Consider the following 16,658-nt stretch of genomic DNA (forward strand, 5'->3'; position numbering starts at 1 on the left):
CAAAAAAAGCGACTACCCAGTAAGGTGTCGCTTTTCTTTTTACAAGTAAGCTATTACTTGTAAAACGCTTCTACAGTGCCTTTTACTTTCATAAGTAATGGCTGGCCGCGACGGTCTAGCGCTTTAGGTGCCGCTACTTTTATCCAACCTTCGCTGATGCAGTATTCTTCAACGTCAAAACGCTCTTTACCGTTAAGTGTAATACCGATTTCATGCTCAAATACTTCTTCTACATAAAATTTGCTACGTGGGTTGATAGACAGTTGATTTGGTAATTCTGGTTTGTTTGTATCAGTCATATTGGTGATCTGCGTTGAATTAATTATGCGCTATTGTAGGCAATAGCTGGCTTATGCTCAAGCACGACATTCATAAACTGAGCGGCTTTTAGTTTTATCGTTATATGTTTGAGCTTATTGCCTCAGCGGTGCTGTGAGCCAGCTCTATAAAAGCGGCTGTTGCGGCACTTTGGTAAGCATCTTGTCGCTGTAATAACACAGCGGTACGTTTTAATAATGAAGGTGCAAGAGTAATGGCAACTAACTCTTCGTGTTTACTCGCTATGTTAGAGGGAAGCAAAGTAGCTAGTTGTGTATGGCGCACTATTTCAATAACGGCACTGAGTGAATTGGCTTCCATAAGTACATTAGGCTGCACCTTGTGTTGGCGACAATGACGTTCAATTTGTTCGCGAGTTGCAAACTCATTACTGAGCAGCACCAGTGATTGTTCATTTAAAGTGCTCAGGTCAATACGGTGTTTGCTAGCTAAAGCATGGTGTTTATTTACTACTAAAGCGAGTGTCTCTTGTAATAAAGTTTGGGCGTGTATGTCTGCACTATGGTTGCCTTCAAAGGCTATACCTACATCAAACTCATCATCTAACAAACGATTTTCCATGCGTTCTTGCGACATCTCTTCCATGCTTAAGGTGATGTTGGGGTAGTGCTGATGAAATGCGTTGACTAATGGCCCAATAAAATAAGTAGTAAACGTCGGCGTAATAGCCACTCGCAATGACCCCCGGCTGAGGTTTTGTACATCATGAATCGCCCGCTTACCTTCTTCTAAATCCTGCAAGGCTCTGTGTGCATAACGAGCATATACCTCACCCGCATCGGTTAACTTTACGCTGCGCCCTGAGCGGTCAAATAAAGGTGCACCGAGGGTTTCTTCAAGCTGTTTAATTTGTTGCGACAACGCAGGTTGAGACACATATAAGGACGCTGCTGCTTTGGTGAAGTTTTTGTGCTTGGCAACGGCCAAAAAGTAATTGATGTGGCGAAGTATCATAGTTAACTATAAGTATTTCTTATCGGCATCATAATATACCAGTCTTTTACCTTATTAAAAAGCGGGCGTAATATTCATCTCATCGACAATATAGAGACACCCGTTATGAAAGATATCATTGAAGGTTTTTTAAAGTTTCAAAGTGATGCATACCCAGAGCGTGCCGATTTATTTAAAAATTTGGCTACTAAGCAAAATCCACGGACTTTGTTTATTTCATGTTCTGATAGTCGTTTAGTGCCTGAGCTCGTAACACAACGTGAACCTGGTGGATTATTTGTTATTCGCAATGCCGGAAACATCGTCCCATCTTACGGGCCTGAGCCTGGCGGGGTTTCTGCATCAGTTGAATATGCAGTTACTGCACTGCAAGTAACCGATGTGGTTATTTGCGGCCATTCTGATTGCGGAGCAATGACGGCAATAGCAACCTGTAAGTGCATGGATCACATGCCTGCTGTTGGCAGTTGGCTGCGTTACGCCGACTCAGCTCGCATTGTTAATGAAGCGCGCAATCACGCAAATGAACGTGAGCGCATTGAAGCTATGGTACGCGAAAACGTTATCGCACAACTTGAAAACATTAAAACCCATCCATCGGTGCGTCTTGCGCTTGGCGAAGGTCGCTTGGCATTACATGGCTGGGTTTATGATATCGAATCTGGCGGCATTGAAGCTTTAAATGGCGCAACGAATACGTTTGTTTCCCTTGCCGAACATACCGATGTTCGTGCATATCCAATTCAGCTTCCTGTAGCTGTTTAACCAACCATTGTAAGAGGTACTATTATGATCCAATCTCAAGTGAGCAACACGGCGCGCCTAGCATTAACCGATATAATTATTGCTGCAAAAGCAGAAAAAAATCTGTCGTTTGAACAAATTGCAGAGGGCACAGGTTTAAGCGACGTTTACGTGACGGCGGCTTTATTAGGCCAGCACCCATTGCCTGCAGAAGCCGCTGAAAAAGTGGCACAAACGCTGGGCCTTGATGCAAGTGCGGTTGAGTTACTTAAAGCTATTCCACTACGTGGTAGTGTCGAAAACAATATGCCAACTGATCCGACTATTTACCGTTTTTATGAAATGATGCAAGTATACGGTACAACGTTTAAGGCATTAGTTCATGAGCAGTTTGGCGACGGTATTATTAGTGCAATTAATTTTAAAGTAGATATGAAAAAAGTTGAAGATCCTGAAGGTGGCTCACGTGCTGTAATTACGCTTGATGGTAAGTTCTTACCTTACAAGCCTTTCTAAACGCTTTATAATATTTTGTATATAAACAGTCGGCGCTAAGCGCCGGCTTTTTTTGGTTATTAAGGATGGTTTTTATTGATGAGTAATCACAGCACTTCTACTTCTTCTTATGCATCGGCGCTTTCGCTTTTTTGGCCAATGTTAATCATTGCTGTGCTCGCAATGACCTTACGACCCACGCTTACCTCTACCGGCCCATTACTTGAAGAAATTCGTTTAAGCACTGGGCTTGGTTTACAAGGGGCGTCTTTGTTAACCGTACTCCCTATGTTTTGTATGGGCGTGTTTCCATTATTGCTTCCTTGGCTTGGGCGTTATTTAAGTGAAAATGCGTGGATTGCTGGTGGATTGTTTGCAATTGCATTAGCTGGTTTTTGGCGTTTGTGGCTTGGCAGTAGTTGGGCGTTAATAATCAGTGCGTTATTAGGCGGTACAGGCATTGCAATAGTGCAAGCGATGGCTCCAGGAGTGGTTAAACGTTGGTATCCACAGCGAGTTCCTTTAGCTATGGGGGTATATTCTGCCTCACTTATGGCAGGCGGTGGTATAGCTGCAATATTAACACCGCGAGTGGCGGTGCATTATGGCAGTTGGCAAGCAGGGCTTGGAGTGTGGCTTATCATTCCTGTTATTGCTCTGTTGCTTTGGTGGTTAAGGCCGCAGGAGCCGATGGACGCAAAGCATAATAGTATTAAGCTTAATTTATTTTTTAACCAGCGAGCATGGTTACTTGCTGCCTATTTTGGATTCGCTAATGGCGGCTACGCGTGCATGATTGCTTGGTTACCTAGTTACGCTCAGGATTTAGGATGGAGTGCACAAAATAGTGGGGAGCTTATTGGCGTTATGACTGTTTTTCAGGTAATTGGTGCATTGGGCGCACCGGTACTTTCAGCAAACCGCTTAGACAGGCGACCTTGGTTATTTTTTGCTGTTGCGATTCAGCTAATAGGTTTTATAGGATTAATATTGATGCCCGACTCTATGATGAACGTTTGGGTGGGGATGATAGGGTGTGGTTTAGGTGCTTGTTTTTCGCTAACACTCACCGTGGCGCTCGATCACTTGTCTAATCCAAAATTGGCAGGTGTACTCACTGCGTTTGTCCAAGGTGTTGGTTTTATTATTACCGCTATCGTACCTTATATAGCAGGTGTTTTACTCGATGTTACTGCACGCTATCAAGCATCTTGGTTTATGTTGGTGATAACGCTAATTGCAATGCTGTTTATGACAATCCGATTTGCTCCTGCAACGTATGCAAAGGCTATAAATATTACCCATTAACTTTTTAATGGGATTTAAGCTTTTTTAAATCCCATCCCCTTTCACTTTATTCTGCGTTTTATTGCCACCGTCATTTTTTCTTCATCAAAATTACCTTTATTAGTCATATCTCTTTTTTAGAGTACAGCGGTTGATGTTTTTTGTGTTCACACTTTTAAAAATAACCACTACATAATGGGAATTACGGATGAAAATTAAAAAAGTTGCTGCGGCAATCGCACTAACCTGTGCGTTTAGTGCCGTTAGTCATGCCAATGTTTTACCGCAAAGTCAAAAAGACAGCAGCTGGTACAGCGCTGCCCAAGCAAAACTAACAACAAAAACAACGCAAGCGCAGGCAATTAAAAATACTAAAGCTAAAAATGTTATTTTATTTGTAGGCGATGGCATGGGTATTTCTACCTTAACGGCAGCGCGTATTTTACAAGGTCAACGCAATAACCAGCTTGGCGAAGAAGGCTATTTAAGCTTTGAGCAGTTCCCTTATTCTGCGCAAGTTAAAACCTATAATGTGGATGCACAAACGCCAGACTCTGCAGGCACCATGACGGCCATGATCTCAGGTGTAAAAACCGATGTGGGTGTTATTGGTGTTGATGAAGATATTGAGCGCGGTGAGTGCTCAACGGTGGCTGGTAATGAGTTACTTACAGCCACTGAGCTTGCTGAAATTAAAGGCCTAGCAACAGGAATTATCTCTACTGCCCGCATTACCCATGCAACGCCTGCGGCAACCTATGCTAAATCGGCTGATCGCAACTGGGAAGATATCTCAGACATGCCTGAGGCAGCAGTGAATGCTGGCTGTGAAGATATTGCCTCACAGCTGGTTAATTTTGAAAAAAACCTAGAAGCACGCTTTGTCGGAACCGATGTTGATGGCTTAGATTTTGTGATGGGTGGCGGCCGTCGTCACTTTTTACCAAAAGAGGCCGCGGCAAATTCTACTGACGCTATGAGCGCCGTAGAAGGCGATCGTACCGATGAGCGTAACCTTGTTACTGAGTGGCAAACACAGTATCCAAATGGCACTTATGTGATGGATGAAGCCGGTTTTAATAGCATTGCCGATGACGCCACTAAAGTATTTGGTTTATTTAATGAATCGCACATGCAATACGAAGCTGACCGTGCAAACGATATAGCAGGCGAGCCATCGCTTACCGATATGACCACCAAAGCCATTGATGTGCTGGGTAAAAACGAAAAAGGCTTTTTCTTAACAGTTGAGTCGGGGCGCATTGACCATGCTCACCATGCGGGTAACGCATACAATGCACTTAACGACACCATTGAATTTGCAAAAGCAGTACAAGCTGCCGTTGATAACACCAATCCAGAAGAAACCCTTATTTTAGTTACAGCTGACCACAGCCATGTATTTACTATTGCAGGGTACCCTAAACGTGGTAACCCAATTTTAGGTAAAGTGGTTGCTGTAGGGCAAACTACACCAACGCTAGCTGCTGATAACATGCCATACACCACAGTAGGTTATGCAAATGGCCTCGGTTTTAGAAACTTAATCGATGAAACGGATGCGGACGCAAGCTATGAAACAGCTGCGGTTGCAGGACGTGTTGAGCTAAATGGTGTTGATACAACAACGCCAGGTTTTCACCAAGAAACCACGGTACCACTGAGCTCTGAAACACACGCAGGTGAAGATATTTCACTGCATGCAACCGGACCGGGTGCTCACCTAGCTCAAGGTGTTATTGAGCAAAACGTTGTATTTCATTTAATTAATCAAGCTCTTGAACTAACTCAGCAATAATGGCGGCTCACATGAATAAATTAACAGTACTTTCTTTAGCAGTAATGGTCGCATTAACGGGGTGTTCGAGTGATGACGACAAAAACAGCAATAATATTTTAGCGGTAGATAACCAAATCGCAGTAGGCTCAGCACAGTGTGTTAATGGCGGCGTAGAAACACAAAGCGGTGTTGATACCAATACAAACGGGCAATTAGAGAGCAACGAAGTAACGCACACTAACTTAGTCTGTAACGACCCAGCCACCTCATTAACGAGTGAGCAGCTGGCGTCTCTTAGCAATAACGTATGGTTTAGTGATGCACAAACTAAGCTCGCCGGCGCGCAAGATGCTGCAAGTAAAGTGGTAACTGAATCGGGTAAAGCTAAAAATGTGATCTTGTTTGTTGGCGATGGAATGGGTATTTCTACTGTGACAGCTGCCCGTATTTTAGCGGGGCAATTACAGGGTGAAATGGGTGAAGATCACCAATTAAGCTTTGAAACCATGCCGTACTCTGGGTTTGTAAAAACCTATAACGTGGATGCACAAACGCCAGATTCTGCCGGTACAATGACGGCAATGGCCTCAGGTGTAAAAACCGATGTGGGTGTAATTGGTATAGACGAAGCGGTTGAACGTGGTAGTTGTGCATCAGGCAAAGGACATGAGCTTGTTACATCATTAGAGTTGGCTGAGATTGCCGGTAAGTCTACGGGTATTGTTTCTACTGCACGTATTACCCATGCAACACCTGCGGCAACCTACGCTAAATCGGCAGACCGTAACTGGGAAGATATTTCAGATATGCCTGCTTCTGAGTCAGCTAATTGTGAAGATATTGCCTCACAGCTGGTTAACTTTGAAAAGAACCTAGAAGCACGTTTTAGTGGTATTGATGTAGACGGAATTGAAGTGGTTATGGGTGGCGGGCGTCGTCACTTTTTACCAAAAGATGCCGCGTTTAACTCAGCTGATGCTGTTAGTGCTGTAGAGGGCGATCGTACAGATAATCGCGACTTAACCGCCGAGTGGAAAACGCAATATCCAAATGGTGCTTATGTGATGGATCAAGCGGGTTTTGCTGCTATTGATGCAACCACAACTGAGCGTGTATTTGGTTTATTTAATGAATCTCACATGCAGTACGAAGCCGACCGTGGCAATGATATTGCAGGCGAGCCTTCATTATCACAAATGACCGAAAAAGCGATTGATGTGCTTGATAACAACGATAAAGGCTTTTTCTTAACGGTTGAGTCGGGACGTATTGACCACGCGCATCATGCGGGTAATGCATACAACGCACTGAACGATACTGTAGAGCTGGCTAAAGCAGTAAAAGTAGCGATGGAAAACACCAACCCAGAAGAGACGCTAATTGTAGTGACAGCCGATCACAGTCACGTATTTACCATTGCGGGCTACCCTAAACGCGGTAACCCAATTTTAGGTAAAGTGGTTGGTGTAGGGCAAACAGAGCCCAGCCTTGCTGCCGACGATATGCCTTATACTACAGTTGGTTACACTAATGGTTTAGGCTACAGAGACCTAGGTGCAGAAACCGATGCTGATGCATCTTACTTAGCAGCACCCGTTACAGGGCGTGTTGATTTAAGTAATGTTGATACTACAACGCCAGGTTTTCACCAAGAGGCACTTGTGCCACTATCATCAGAAACTCACGCAGGCGAAGATGTAGGTGTGTATGCAATGGGCCCTGGGGCGCATTTAGTAACAGGTACTAATGAGCAAAGCTTTTTATTCCATGTTATGGACTTTGCCGCTGACTTTGTAAAAGCCGCGGATGAAAAAGTAGCGCAATAAACCTTGCGATATAAAACAACCCGCACACTGTGCGGGTTTTTTATGTCATTAAACTGCCATTATTTTTGGTTATGTTAAAGGCAATTAAGCTAAAAGCGATTAACTAAAGAGATAGCCCAATGAAAAAAGTATTTTTAATAATGAGCGCATTATTTAGCGCAAGCAGCTTTGCTGAGCAGTGCGATATAAATCCACAGGTATTAAAAGCCACTTACACTATTATTAATAAGGCTCCACAAGCGCTTAAAAATAATAAGGCAAACAGCCAAACTCTCACCCTTTGGCGAAATGAGCAACAAGTGGCGCACCAAAGCCAAGTTATAACAGAGCTTTGGCAGCATACGAGCAACAATCAAATACGGCCTATTCGTTATTTTAATGCGCAGCAGCGCGGTATTGAATATCAGCCCTCAGAGGTGCAAGGAGTGCAAAACTGGAGTGCAAAAGTACAGCTGGTAGATAATCATCTTATTGAAAAAATGACATTAGTGAGCACCGAAGGCGAAGGCTGCAACGAAATAAAAAATTACAGCTTAGAAGAAAATAACTCTCAGTATAACTTGGCATTTTTTACCCATTCAAAACTGGTAAAAACATTTAGTATTAGTAACCTAGCGAATAAAGCAAGCACGTCACTTAGCTTAGACGCGGTGCAAAATGACACACCAGCGATTAAGGCTCAGTTTGCAAAATGGGATAACTTTCAAACCACCGACTATGCCGACATTGGCGATAACGAAAGCGACCCATTTTTAGCAAAAATGATTAACCTAGGCTTTATAGAGCACGGCGCCACCGGTTTTTATAATCCTCAAGGTGAGGCTATTCAAGGTGGGCATCATCATTAGGTCGTTTTTTAGGCTTAGCAGAGTCTTCTGTTAAGCCATTTTCATAATCGTTTGCATCACAGGTATTTAAATTTTGCTGTGCTTGCTTATCTTGCTGTAATACCTGTTTTAAATCTTCCATACGTTGGCGTACTGCAACGCCGTAGCTGGCATCATCTCCCCAAAGCTCAGAAAGTTGTAACACAGATGCACGGTCATGATCCCTAAATAATTTACCAGCACGCTCAGCGTCTTCTTTGCTATTGCCAAGTAGCTGCAGTGACTCTATGGCTAAGTTAATGGCTGAGTCGACGGTTTCGCGGTTAAACGCATCCACTTTTAGATTCAGTAGTTGATACGCATGGCGACGATCGATTGCGCGCGCCACTATTTTTAATTGTGGGTAGTTTTTATGTGCAAGCTTAATAATTTCAATGGTTTTATCTGGGTTATCAATTGCAACAACCAGCATTTGTGCAGTATGCGCGCCTGCGGCTTCAAGCAGTTCTTGGCGAGCAGCATCACCGTAAAATACGGTGTTACCAAAGCGGCGCAGCAGTTCTATTTGGCTTGGGCTGTGATCAAGTACGGTAATTTCATAGCCTTGTGCATGTAATAAACGTCCCATAATTTGCCCAAAGCGGCCATAGCCCGCAATAATTACGTGTTTAGCGGTATTTATTTGTTCTGGTTTATCAAACTCAGGCTTAGTGCTACTACTGCGTTTTTGTATTTGCTCATACAGCATCAGTAATAAAGGAGCTATCAACATAGATACCGCAACCACTAAGGTCACTAGACTGGTTTGTTCTGGGGTTAAAATACTTAATGTGGTGGTCACGCTTAAAAGTACAAAAGCAAATTCACCACCTTGTGCTAGTGCCAATGTAAACAATAGTTTTTGCTTTGAGCTAATTTTAAATGTGACAGCAAGGGCAAACAAAATGCAGGCTTTAATGACAATTAATAAGGCAACTAAAGCAACCACGGTACTAAATTGATTAAATAATAGCTCAAAATTAATTGAAGCCCCTACAGTGATAAAAAATAGTCCTAGCAATAGGCCTTTAAAGGGCTCTATGTCGGCTTCTAATTCGTGTCTAAATTCACTTTCGGCCAATACTACACCGGCTAAAAAAGTACCTAAAGCAGGTGATAGGCCAATACTGTGCATTACAAGCGAAATAGCCACGACTAAAAACAATGCAAAAATAGTGAATATTTCACGCATGTGAGTTTGTGCGATGTATCTAAACAGTGGTGCCGACACATATTTACCGCCAGCAATGATAGCGGCAATAACGCCAACAGAGACGCCTACTTGTTGCCAAACAGGCCAGCCTGCAATGATTGAATCGCTAATTTGTTTTGAGCTACTTGGTGCAGCAAACGCGAGTAAGGGGAGTAGCGCTAAAATAGGAATAATGGCAATATCTTGAAATAATAAAACCGAAAATGCATTTTGCCCAGCTTCTTGCTTTAACCAGCCTTTTTCTTCGAGGCTTTGCAATACAATCGCGGTAGAAGAAAGTGCCAGCATTAAACCAATGGCCAATGCGGTTTGCCAATGCATGGTAAAAAACCAATAACAAAAGGCAAAAATAACCGCCGCAGTTAGCACCACCTGTAAGCCACCAAGCCCTAAAATAGAGTGCCGAAGCTTCCATAGTCGTGAGGGTTGTAGTTCAAGTCCGACCAAAAATAGCATCATCACTACGCCAAATTCGGCAAAGTGCATTACATCGGTTTGATCCCCTACGACTCCCAATGCATAGGGACCAATCATTATGCCAGCAATTAAATAACCCAGTACTGATCCTAAGCCAAGTCGTTTGGCAATAGGAACAGCCACAATGGCGGCGGCTAAATAAATTAAAGCAATTTCTAACACGCGTTTATCCTAATAATTTCAAGACATTTAGCATGGCTTAGGTGTTAGTAAAATACAATAACTGATGTAGTGAACAGCCATTTATTTCGCTTTATTAGTGTATTAGCGGTCTAATTTTACAGTGCCTGAAATATTATCAATACTGACATCACCCGAGCCTGCTTCTGTAATAGTTAGCGCTTTAGCGTAATTAACGCGAATATCGCCAGAGCCATCTTCAATCGTCACGCTTGAGCCAATATGTTCAATCAACATATCTCCTGAGTTATCGTCTACGGTGACTGCGCCTTTAATATGTTTAATAGTTATGCCGCCCGAGCCATCTTCAACATTTAATACGCCTGTTACGTTAGTCACTTGCATTTCGCCAGAGCCATCTTCAATAGCGACATTACCACTGACATTATCAATATCAATGCTGCCTGAGCCGTCATTTAATGCTAAGTCGCCGACCACATTTTTTACGTAAATACTGCCCGAGCCATCGTCAATATTTAGGTTTTTAGCACCATTGATAGATAAGCTGCCAGAACCATCTTTTACATCAATATTGCTTTGCATCTCGTTAATAACAATATCGCCTGAGCCGTCGTTAATATCTAAATTTAGGGTGTTAGGTACGGTAACAACTAAATTGATACTTGGTGATTGCCCGCTGTAAAAGCTAATCCCATTATTACTTTTATTTTGTGCAACAAGTTTTGCTTGTGTACCGCTTTTCTCAAGGGTGAGTTCGTATTCATCGTCAATGTCGTCGGTGTAAATGATGGCATCAACGCTAATATTGGTTGCAGTATTAGAGCCCTGAATATCGAGCGAACCGGCACCACTTAATATCGTTAAGTACTCAAGGTTATTGCTTGGTAGTGAAAGCTGCTGGGTTTGTTTAACTGATGCGACACTGGGCGATATGTGAAATACACAACCGCTGAGTAATAAAATGCCACTAATTAATGAAACGGGCTTAGTGAAGTTGAATAGAGTTGATGCGCTCATGTTTAGTCCTTTGATATTGATTATTTTAGTTAATATACAAAGTATAGAGCAAAATTGAGGCCGAAATGTAAGTTGTTGTTTTATATGAGGTGGCAGCAGTAATTAAAAAGTTAAAATGCCAAAATATGGTTAAAAATACTAAATGTTAATAAAAAGGATGCACACTGCATCCTTTTGTAATTACTCGATTGTTAATGGGCGTTTTACTTAAAAATTGTAAGTAATGTTACCGTATAAAAAGCGCCCATCTAAACTGTAGGGTGTGTAAGGCGTGTACGGAAATATTTGGCCAAAGTTAGAGTAGCCAATATTATCTACCGTTGCTTGAGGGTACTGATCGAACAAGTTATTTGCACCCACTGCAAATTTCCACGCTTCGTTAGGACGATAAGCGACTTCTAAATCAGCAATCCATTTAGCATCTAAATATTCATCACCCTCGCTGGTGGTTGAAATATCTGCCACTTCCCCATAGCGAGTTGCACGCAAGGTTGTTTGCAATTGGTTAAAGCTCCAAACAGCCGATAGGTTTAACTTGTTATCGGGTGTGCCTTGCTCAAAACGGCCTACTTCACGACGGGCAAATACCACGTAGTCATCGCCTAAAGAATTTAGCTCGCTCGGGTTTGCATCTACATGAGTCACTTCGGTATCGTTAATGTTTGCCGCCGCATTTAAGCGCACATCACCCAATGTATTTAAATCAAGTGTGTACGTTGCCACAATATCAACACCTTGCGTGCGCGAATTGATGGCGTTGGTAAAGTAACGAACACTTTCGGTATTTAGCTCGCCAGCATTAGCTAGAATTTGCTGCACAGCGTTACCGCTTAAGTTTTCAGAGAGTACAATCCGGTCATCAATATCAATGCGGTACGCATCAACTGTTAAGCTAAAGCCACCTTGAGTGTAAACAAATCCAGCGGTAACGTTAACTGAGTCTTCTGCATCGAGCTGTTTTGCACCTAACGCTTGCGCTGCAGGAGCAGAGCTTGGGAATAGACCAACTTCAAAAGGCTGGTTATTTTCGAGAATAGTCGATATTTGACGGTACGAGCTTTGTGCAAGTGACGGCGCACGAAAGCCAGTACTTGCCGCACCACGTAACGATAGGTTGTCGTTAATACTGTAACGCGTGGCTAATTTTGAAGTAAATGTGTTACCAAAATCGCTGTAATCTTCATAGCGACTGGCTAAAACAACATTCCATTTATCAGTTAAGTAAGTATCAAATTCAGCAAATACAGCAACATTATGACGACTTTTATTGGTTGCGCTTTGCGGCCCAAACCCAGGAAGCACTTGCGCACCGCCAGCAGCAATTGGGTTGCCGTTGTTATCAAGCGCAGTAATATAAGAGGCTTCTTCGCCTTGCTCTATTTTATAGCTTTCACGGCGGTATTCAGCACCAATAGTGAAAAACACATCATCGGGTAAACCAAAATCAACGCTGGTATAGGCATCAAAGTTAACTAAAAACTGATCGTAAACCATGGCGCCGTTATCAAACTCAGTTTGGCTGTTAGTACCTAACGAAGTATTTAGGCTATTTACAACCCCTAAACCAAAGTCATTTCGGCCGTAGTTGGTGCTTACATCCCAAGTCCAGTCGCCACTATCGCCTTGTAAACCAAGTGCCAGCGAGTAATCTTTTACGTCGGTAGCAATTTGTGGCAAAAAGCCATTAGGGTATAGCTCTAAAACATTGCGGCTGTCTTTTGCACGACGGTAAAATCCGCCCGAGTTACCTTCACGCTCTGAATAGCTACCAAACGAATAAACATTAAAGCCATTCTCTAAATCGTATCCCATATTGTAAAACAAAGCGTAGTCTTCCAACGCTGCTTTACCAAAACGGTGATTGTAGCGATCAATTGTAAATTCGCGTGGGTCTAGGCTGCCATCATCTAGGCGGCTGTATTGTTCGCGCGGATCAAAACCAGAGCGTTGAGTTGAGTCGTTATCACGGTATTCAATTGATACATTTACAAAACCATTGTCTGTTAATGAAAAACCTGAGTTTGCGCTAATTGTGCGGGTATTACCGTCGTTAACGTGACGATCGTCGCCTAAATTAAATGCAAGGTTGCCGTTATCATCCGCATAAGTGCTATTTAGTTGCGGTACACCTGCCATTTGGCTGTCGTATTGGCCATAAGTTACACTAACACTGCCGCCTTCGGTGGCATCTTTTAAAACAATATTGATTACTCCCGCAATGGCGTCAGAGCCATATTGTGCTGCAGCCCCATCGCGCAGTACTTCAACACGCTTAATTGCAGAGGTTGGGATCATGTTTAAATCAACCGCGGTAGAGCCGCGACCAACCGTACCCCCTAAGTTTAATAACGCACCAGAGTGGCGACGCTTACCGTTAATAAGGACTAAGGTGTGATCGGGTGCAAGGCCTCTTAAAACCGCTGGGCGAGCATGATCGGTGCCATCAGAGAGTGTGGCACTTGGGTAGTTAAAGCTCGGGACTTGGTTAGCGAGCACTTGGCTAATTTCAAGTTGCCCCGTACTTGCCATATCGTCACTGCTAATAATATCTACAGGCACAGTACTTTGCGCAATACTACGCAAACTGCGACGCGTGCCTGTTACTGAAATTACTTCGATATTTTCTTCGACTTGGTTAGTTTGCTCAGCCGCATTAGCAGCTGAAAAAGAGGCGCTAAGTGCGGTGGAAATAGCCAAGCTAAGTGCTAATTTTTTATTAGCTGATAAATGCTGAAAAGTCATTAAGCGTGCCTTGAAGATTTTGAAAAGGGCGCATCATATATAAGCGGCTAGTGCATCGCAAAGATCTAAATTGACTAAGTTATTCAACTATTTTCATAAAAATAAGTGATCGGAATAATAGATTGAAACAGGAACAGACAAGGAGGCTAAAATATAGGATTATGCTTATTTAGGCAGCGAAAATGACTAACTTGGTTTAAAGCTTTGCTAAAGGGTTTAAATTATAAAGAAGCTACAGGCCAAACGATTAATGTGGCCTGTAGGGAATTAAAAAGTTATTCAGGTGCTACTTCAAGGGTGGTAAATAATACATAGCGGCTGGCGTCTACATCTTTTTCGTTTACTGTCACTTTTTGAGAGGTTTCGATTAGGTATAGGCCTGGCTCTTTCCACGTTGTGCTAAACATGCCGTTTTTGTCGGTCGTTACTTTTATTTCGCCACGTTCGTTACGGTAGCGTGTATCGCCTTTTAAAATGCTAACTTCAATGCCTTCGCCAACCGGCTTTCCATCGCTTATTAGCTGAAAGCGCGCTTGCTCGCCAACAAATAAATCGTTTGGATGCGTTGGGCCGCTAAGCTCTAAGCCTTGACCTAATTGTGCTGGTTTAGAGGTACCATTATGACTAACAAAGGTATCAACAGTAGAGATGGTTTTAATTGTAGTGATGTCGCTGGCGTCTTTAGGTAGATTGGCATCTGCTTTTTTGGCGAATACACGGCTTCGCTCACCTGCTGTATTTTTGTAGAATGTCATGTACATAGGTTTTTGCGTCATCGCAATATGATAGGTGCCTTGTTGCTGAAGTTTTACTGCAGTAGAGCTTTTGCGTTGTAGGTAATAGGCACGAATGGTATCGGTAACTTGCTCGCCATTTGGGGCAAGTGCCATAAGCAGAGTATCGTCGTATTCAGCGCCTTTTGTGCTTGGACGAAATGCTTTATCAGGTGCAAAAATTTCGTTAGAAATACTCGCATCAATCATTACATAATGGGCTTTATCCCCTGATAGCGAGGTATGCGAAGGTAGTAACCAGCGGCCATGTGCACTTGCAGCTGTTGATACCAGCGCTGATAAACTCAGTGCGCCAATGAGTGCTGTTTTTAATAAATTAACGTTCATTATTTTTCCTTTAAATTTGAATGATAAGTAGGGACTACCTAGCGGATACAGTGACAAAGCTGGTTGAAAATTCGTTTTTACCATCAATGGTTATTTTTCCTGATTGGGTTAAATCAAGCTCAATACGGCTGTAATCACGCCCGCCTTCTTCACGAACAACTTCAACATTTAACAGGTATTTTCCTGCGATAACTGATTTGCCATTAAGATCGTTTCCGTCCCAATTAATGGTATAAGTGCCTGCGCGTTTGGTTGCGCTACTAACCCCATCGAAGTTTGCATCACTTTTACCTGCTTTACGCCACCATTGGCGTAGGTCTTTAAACCATTCCGCTTTTTGTACCCAAAGCGCTAACGTTGTGACATGTTTTCGCTCTGGTGTTTCGAGCCAAACTGCAACATAAGGGCGATGATAGGGCTGCACATCTAACTCAGGTAGAGTTAATTCGATTTCTAATTGGGGCGATTGCGCTGCCACCGAAGTGTGAAAACACACGGCAATTAACAACAATACGGTGCTAATTAAAGATTTAAACTTGAACATTAAAACACTCCTTTAATTTGTGGAACCCAGCATAAATAAATAACCAATGGTGTTGCGATTCCTAATACGGTTATCCATATTCCTGCTAAGCGTTTTTTTCTGTTTTGAAATAAAATAATCATGCCGGTGATGGCAAATAGAATCATCAGCACCGCTGATATATCAATAACCCAGCTCCATACCTCTCCTGAATGACGACCTTTGTGCAAATCGCTGATAACACTTAAAAAACCACCGGTTTGATAATCGAGCAACAATTCGCCACTGATAAAATCAAACTCTGCGTAGGCATAGCCTGCTGGTAATGGGTAGTCGAGCATAACCAGTGAATCTTGCTTTTCCCATTCAATGCTTTTCACTTTATTAAGCCCATAGTGTTTGGCTAAGTAAGCTTCTATTTGTGGATAAATAGCAGGCAGGCTATTTAATTGTGTATTTGCTTGAGTAAGCAGATCTTGGGGGATTTGGACCGTAATTTGGCCATTGTTTTTATCGTTTTTTAACCAGTCAACATGGTTTAGCACTATACCGCTTACACAAAATAGAATAAGTAAAAAAAACAAAGCGGTGGAAATATAGATATGTAGAGTACGACTTGTACTATATAAAGTGCGTTTATTAACAAAGGGCATAAAAGGTACAAACTTATTTAATTTATACGGATGATAATGATTTGCATTAGCTGTTACAAATTTATTTACCAAACTTTACACTTTATTTTTTAGGAGGAGCTGAGGGCTTAGAAATTAAGTAAGCCATAACCAGCACTTCAACAACAGCCACTAGGGCAATAATCCAAGCTGGAGGGCTGTTGTATAATAAAAATATAAAGCCTATTAGCATACCTATACCCGCAGCATACTTTGCCTTTACAGGAACCACTTGATGGGCGCGCCAATGTTGTAATGTTGTGCCAAAGCGAGGGTGGTTTAATAGCCAAGACTCAAGCGCCGCGGATGAGCGAGCAAAACAGGCTAAGGCTAAAATTAAAAACGGCGTGGTTGGCATAACCGGTAGGGCAACACCAATAATGCCCAGTAATACACACAGTAGCCCCAGCAATTTAAAGCCGAAATTTTTATAATAAATAAAAACGTTTTTTATGCTCACTT

The 16,658-nt window shown here is 42.5% G+C and carries 15 protein-coding genes; 6 read left to right on the forward strand and 9 right to left on the reverse strand.

Annotated elements, in window-relative coordinates:
- Positions 1-53: 53 nt before the first annotated feature.
- Positions 54-299 carry a DUF3297 family protein gene (locus A9479_RS02940; protein WP_008112798.1) on the reverse strand — a complete coding sequence of 82 codons (246 nt, stop codon included), beginning with the start codon at positions 297-299 and terminating at the stop codon, positions 54-56.
- 100 nt (positions 300-399) lie between these two features.
- Positions 400-1,293: a transcriptional regulator CynR gene (gene cynR, locus A9479_RS02945; RefSeq protein WP_016898996.1), complete on the reverse strand. Its 894-nt coding sequence runs from the start codon at positions 1,291-1,293 to the stop codon at positions 400-402.
- Positions 1,294-1,398: 105 nt separating this feature from the next.
- On the opposite strand from cynR, the gene A9479_RS02950 reads away from it, so the two are divergent.
- The 6 genes from A9479_RS02950 to A9479_RS02975 all read left to right on the forward strand — a co-directional run bounded on the left by A9479_RS02950 (position 1,399) and on the right by A9479_RS02975 (position 8,273).
- Positions 1,399-2,058 (forward strand): carbonic anhydrase, encoded by a 660-nt coding sequence (locus A9479_RS02950; RefSeq protein ID WP_064662659.1) that lies wholly within the window; start codon positions 1,399-1,401, stop codon positions 2,056-2,058.
- Between the two features lie 24 nt (positions 2,059-2,082).
- Positions 2,083-2,553: a cyanase gene (gene cynS, locus A9479_RS02955; RefSeq protein ID WP_028834723.1), complete on the forward strand. Its 471-nt coding sequence runs from the start codon at positions 2,083-2,085 to the stop codon at positions 2,551-2,553.
- Between the two features lie 78 nt (positions 2,554-2,631).
- Positions 2,632-3,840, forward strand: a complete 1,209-nt coding sequence (locus A9479_RS02960; RefSeq protein ID WP_064662660.1) for a CynX/NimT family MFS transporter — start codon at positions 2,632-2,634, stop codon at positions 3,838-3,840.
- A gap of 187 nt (positions 3,841-4,027) precedes the next feature.
- Positions 4,028-5,617 (forward strand): alkaline phosphatase, encoded by a 1,590-nt coding sequence (locus tag A9479_RS02965; protein ID WP_028834721.1) that lies wholly within the window; start codon positions 4,028-4,030, stop codon positions 5,615-5,617.
- 11 nt (positions 5,618-5,628) lie between these two features.
- Entirely contained in the window at positions 5,629-7,425 is a 1,797-nt protein-coding gene (locus tag A9479_RS02970) for an alkaline phosphatase (RefSeq protein WP_064662703.1), read from the forward strand.
- A 119-nt stretch (positions 7,426-7,544) separates the two neighbouring features.
- Positions 7,545-8,273 carry a hypothetical protein gene (locus tag A9479_RS02975; RefSeq protein WP_064662661.1) on the forward strand — a complete coding sequence of 243 codons (729 nt, stop codon included), beginning with the start codon at positions 7,545-7,547 and terminating at the stop codon, positions 8,271-8,273.
- Here the strand turns inward: A9479_RS02975 and A9479_RS02980 are convergent.
- The 7 genes from A9479_RS02980 to A9479_RS03010 form a co-directional block, all read right to left on the reverse strand.
- Positions 8,248-10,143, reverse strand: a complete 1,896-nt coding sequence (locus A9479_RS02980; protein ID WP_064662662.1) for a monovalent cation:proton antiporter-2 (CPA2) family protein — start codon at positions 10,141-10,143, stop codon at positions 8,248-8,250. The genes A9479_RS02975 and A9479_RS02980 overlap by 26 nt on opposite strands.
- A gap of 102 nt (positions 10,144-10,245) precedes the next feature.
- Positions 10,246-11,139 (reverse strand): hypothetical protein, encoded by an 894-nt coding sequence (locus A9479_RS02985; protein ID WP_064662663.1) that lies wholly within the window; start codon positions 11,137-11,139, stop codon positions 10,246-10,248.
- Positions 11,140-11,346: 207 nt separating this feature from the next.
- Positions 11,347-13,881 carry a TonB-dependent siderophore receptor gene (locus tag A9479_RS02990; RefSeq protein ID WP_064662664.1) on the reverse strand — a complete coding sequence of 845 codons (2,535 nt, stop codon included), beginning with the start codon at positions 13,879-13,881 and terminating at the stop codon, positions 11,347-11,349.
- A gap of 275 nt (positions 13,882-14,156) precedes the next feature.
- Entirely contained in the window at positions 14,157-15,002 is an 846-nt protein-coding gene (locus A9479_RS02995; RefSeq protein ID WP_064662665.1) for a DUF4198 domain-containing protein, read from the reverse strand.
- A gap of 34 nt (positions 15,003-15,036) precedes the next feature.
- Positions 15,037-15,546, reverse strand: a complete 510-nt coding sequence (locus A9479_RS03000) for a DUF2271 domain-containing protein (RefSeq protein WP_016899010.1) — start codon at positions 15,544-15,546, stop codon at positions 15,037-15,039.
- Positions 15,546-16,178 (reverse strand): PepSY-associated TM helix domain-containing protein, encoded by a 633-nt coding sequence (locus A9479_RS03005; RefSeq protein ID WP_013466239.1) that lies wholly within the window; start codon positions 16,176-16,178, stop codon positions 15,546-15,548. The genes A9479_RS03000 and A9479_RS03005 overlap by 1 nt, the downstream gene beginning before the upstream one ends.
- An 82-nt stretch (positions 16,179-16,260) precedes the next feature.
- Positions 16,261-16,656 (reverse strand): YbaN family protein, encoded by a 396-nt coding sequence (locus tag A9479_RS03010; protein ID WP_033103568.1) that lies wholly within the window; start codon positions 16,654-16,656, stop codon positions 16,261-16,263.
- Between the last annotated feature and the right edge of the window lie 2 nt (positions 16,657-16,658).

Source organism: Pseudoalteromonas sp. MQS005 (genome assembly GCF_001661605.1).
GTDB classification, from domain to species: Bacteria; Pseudomonadota; Gammaproteobacteria; order Enterobacterales; family Alteromonadaceae; genus Pseudoalteromonas; species Pseudoalteromonas tetraodonis.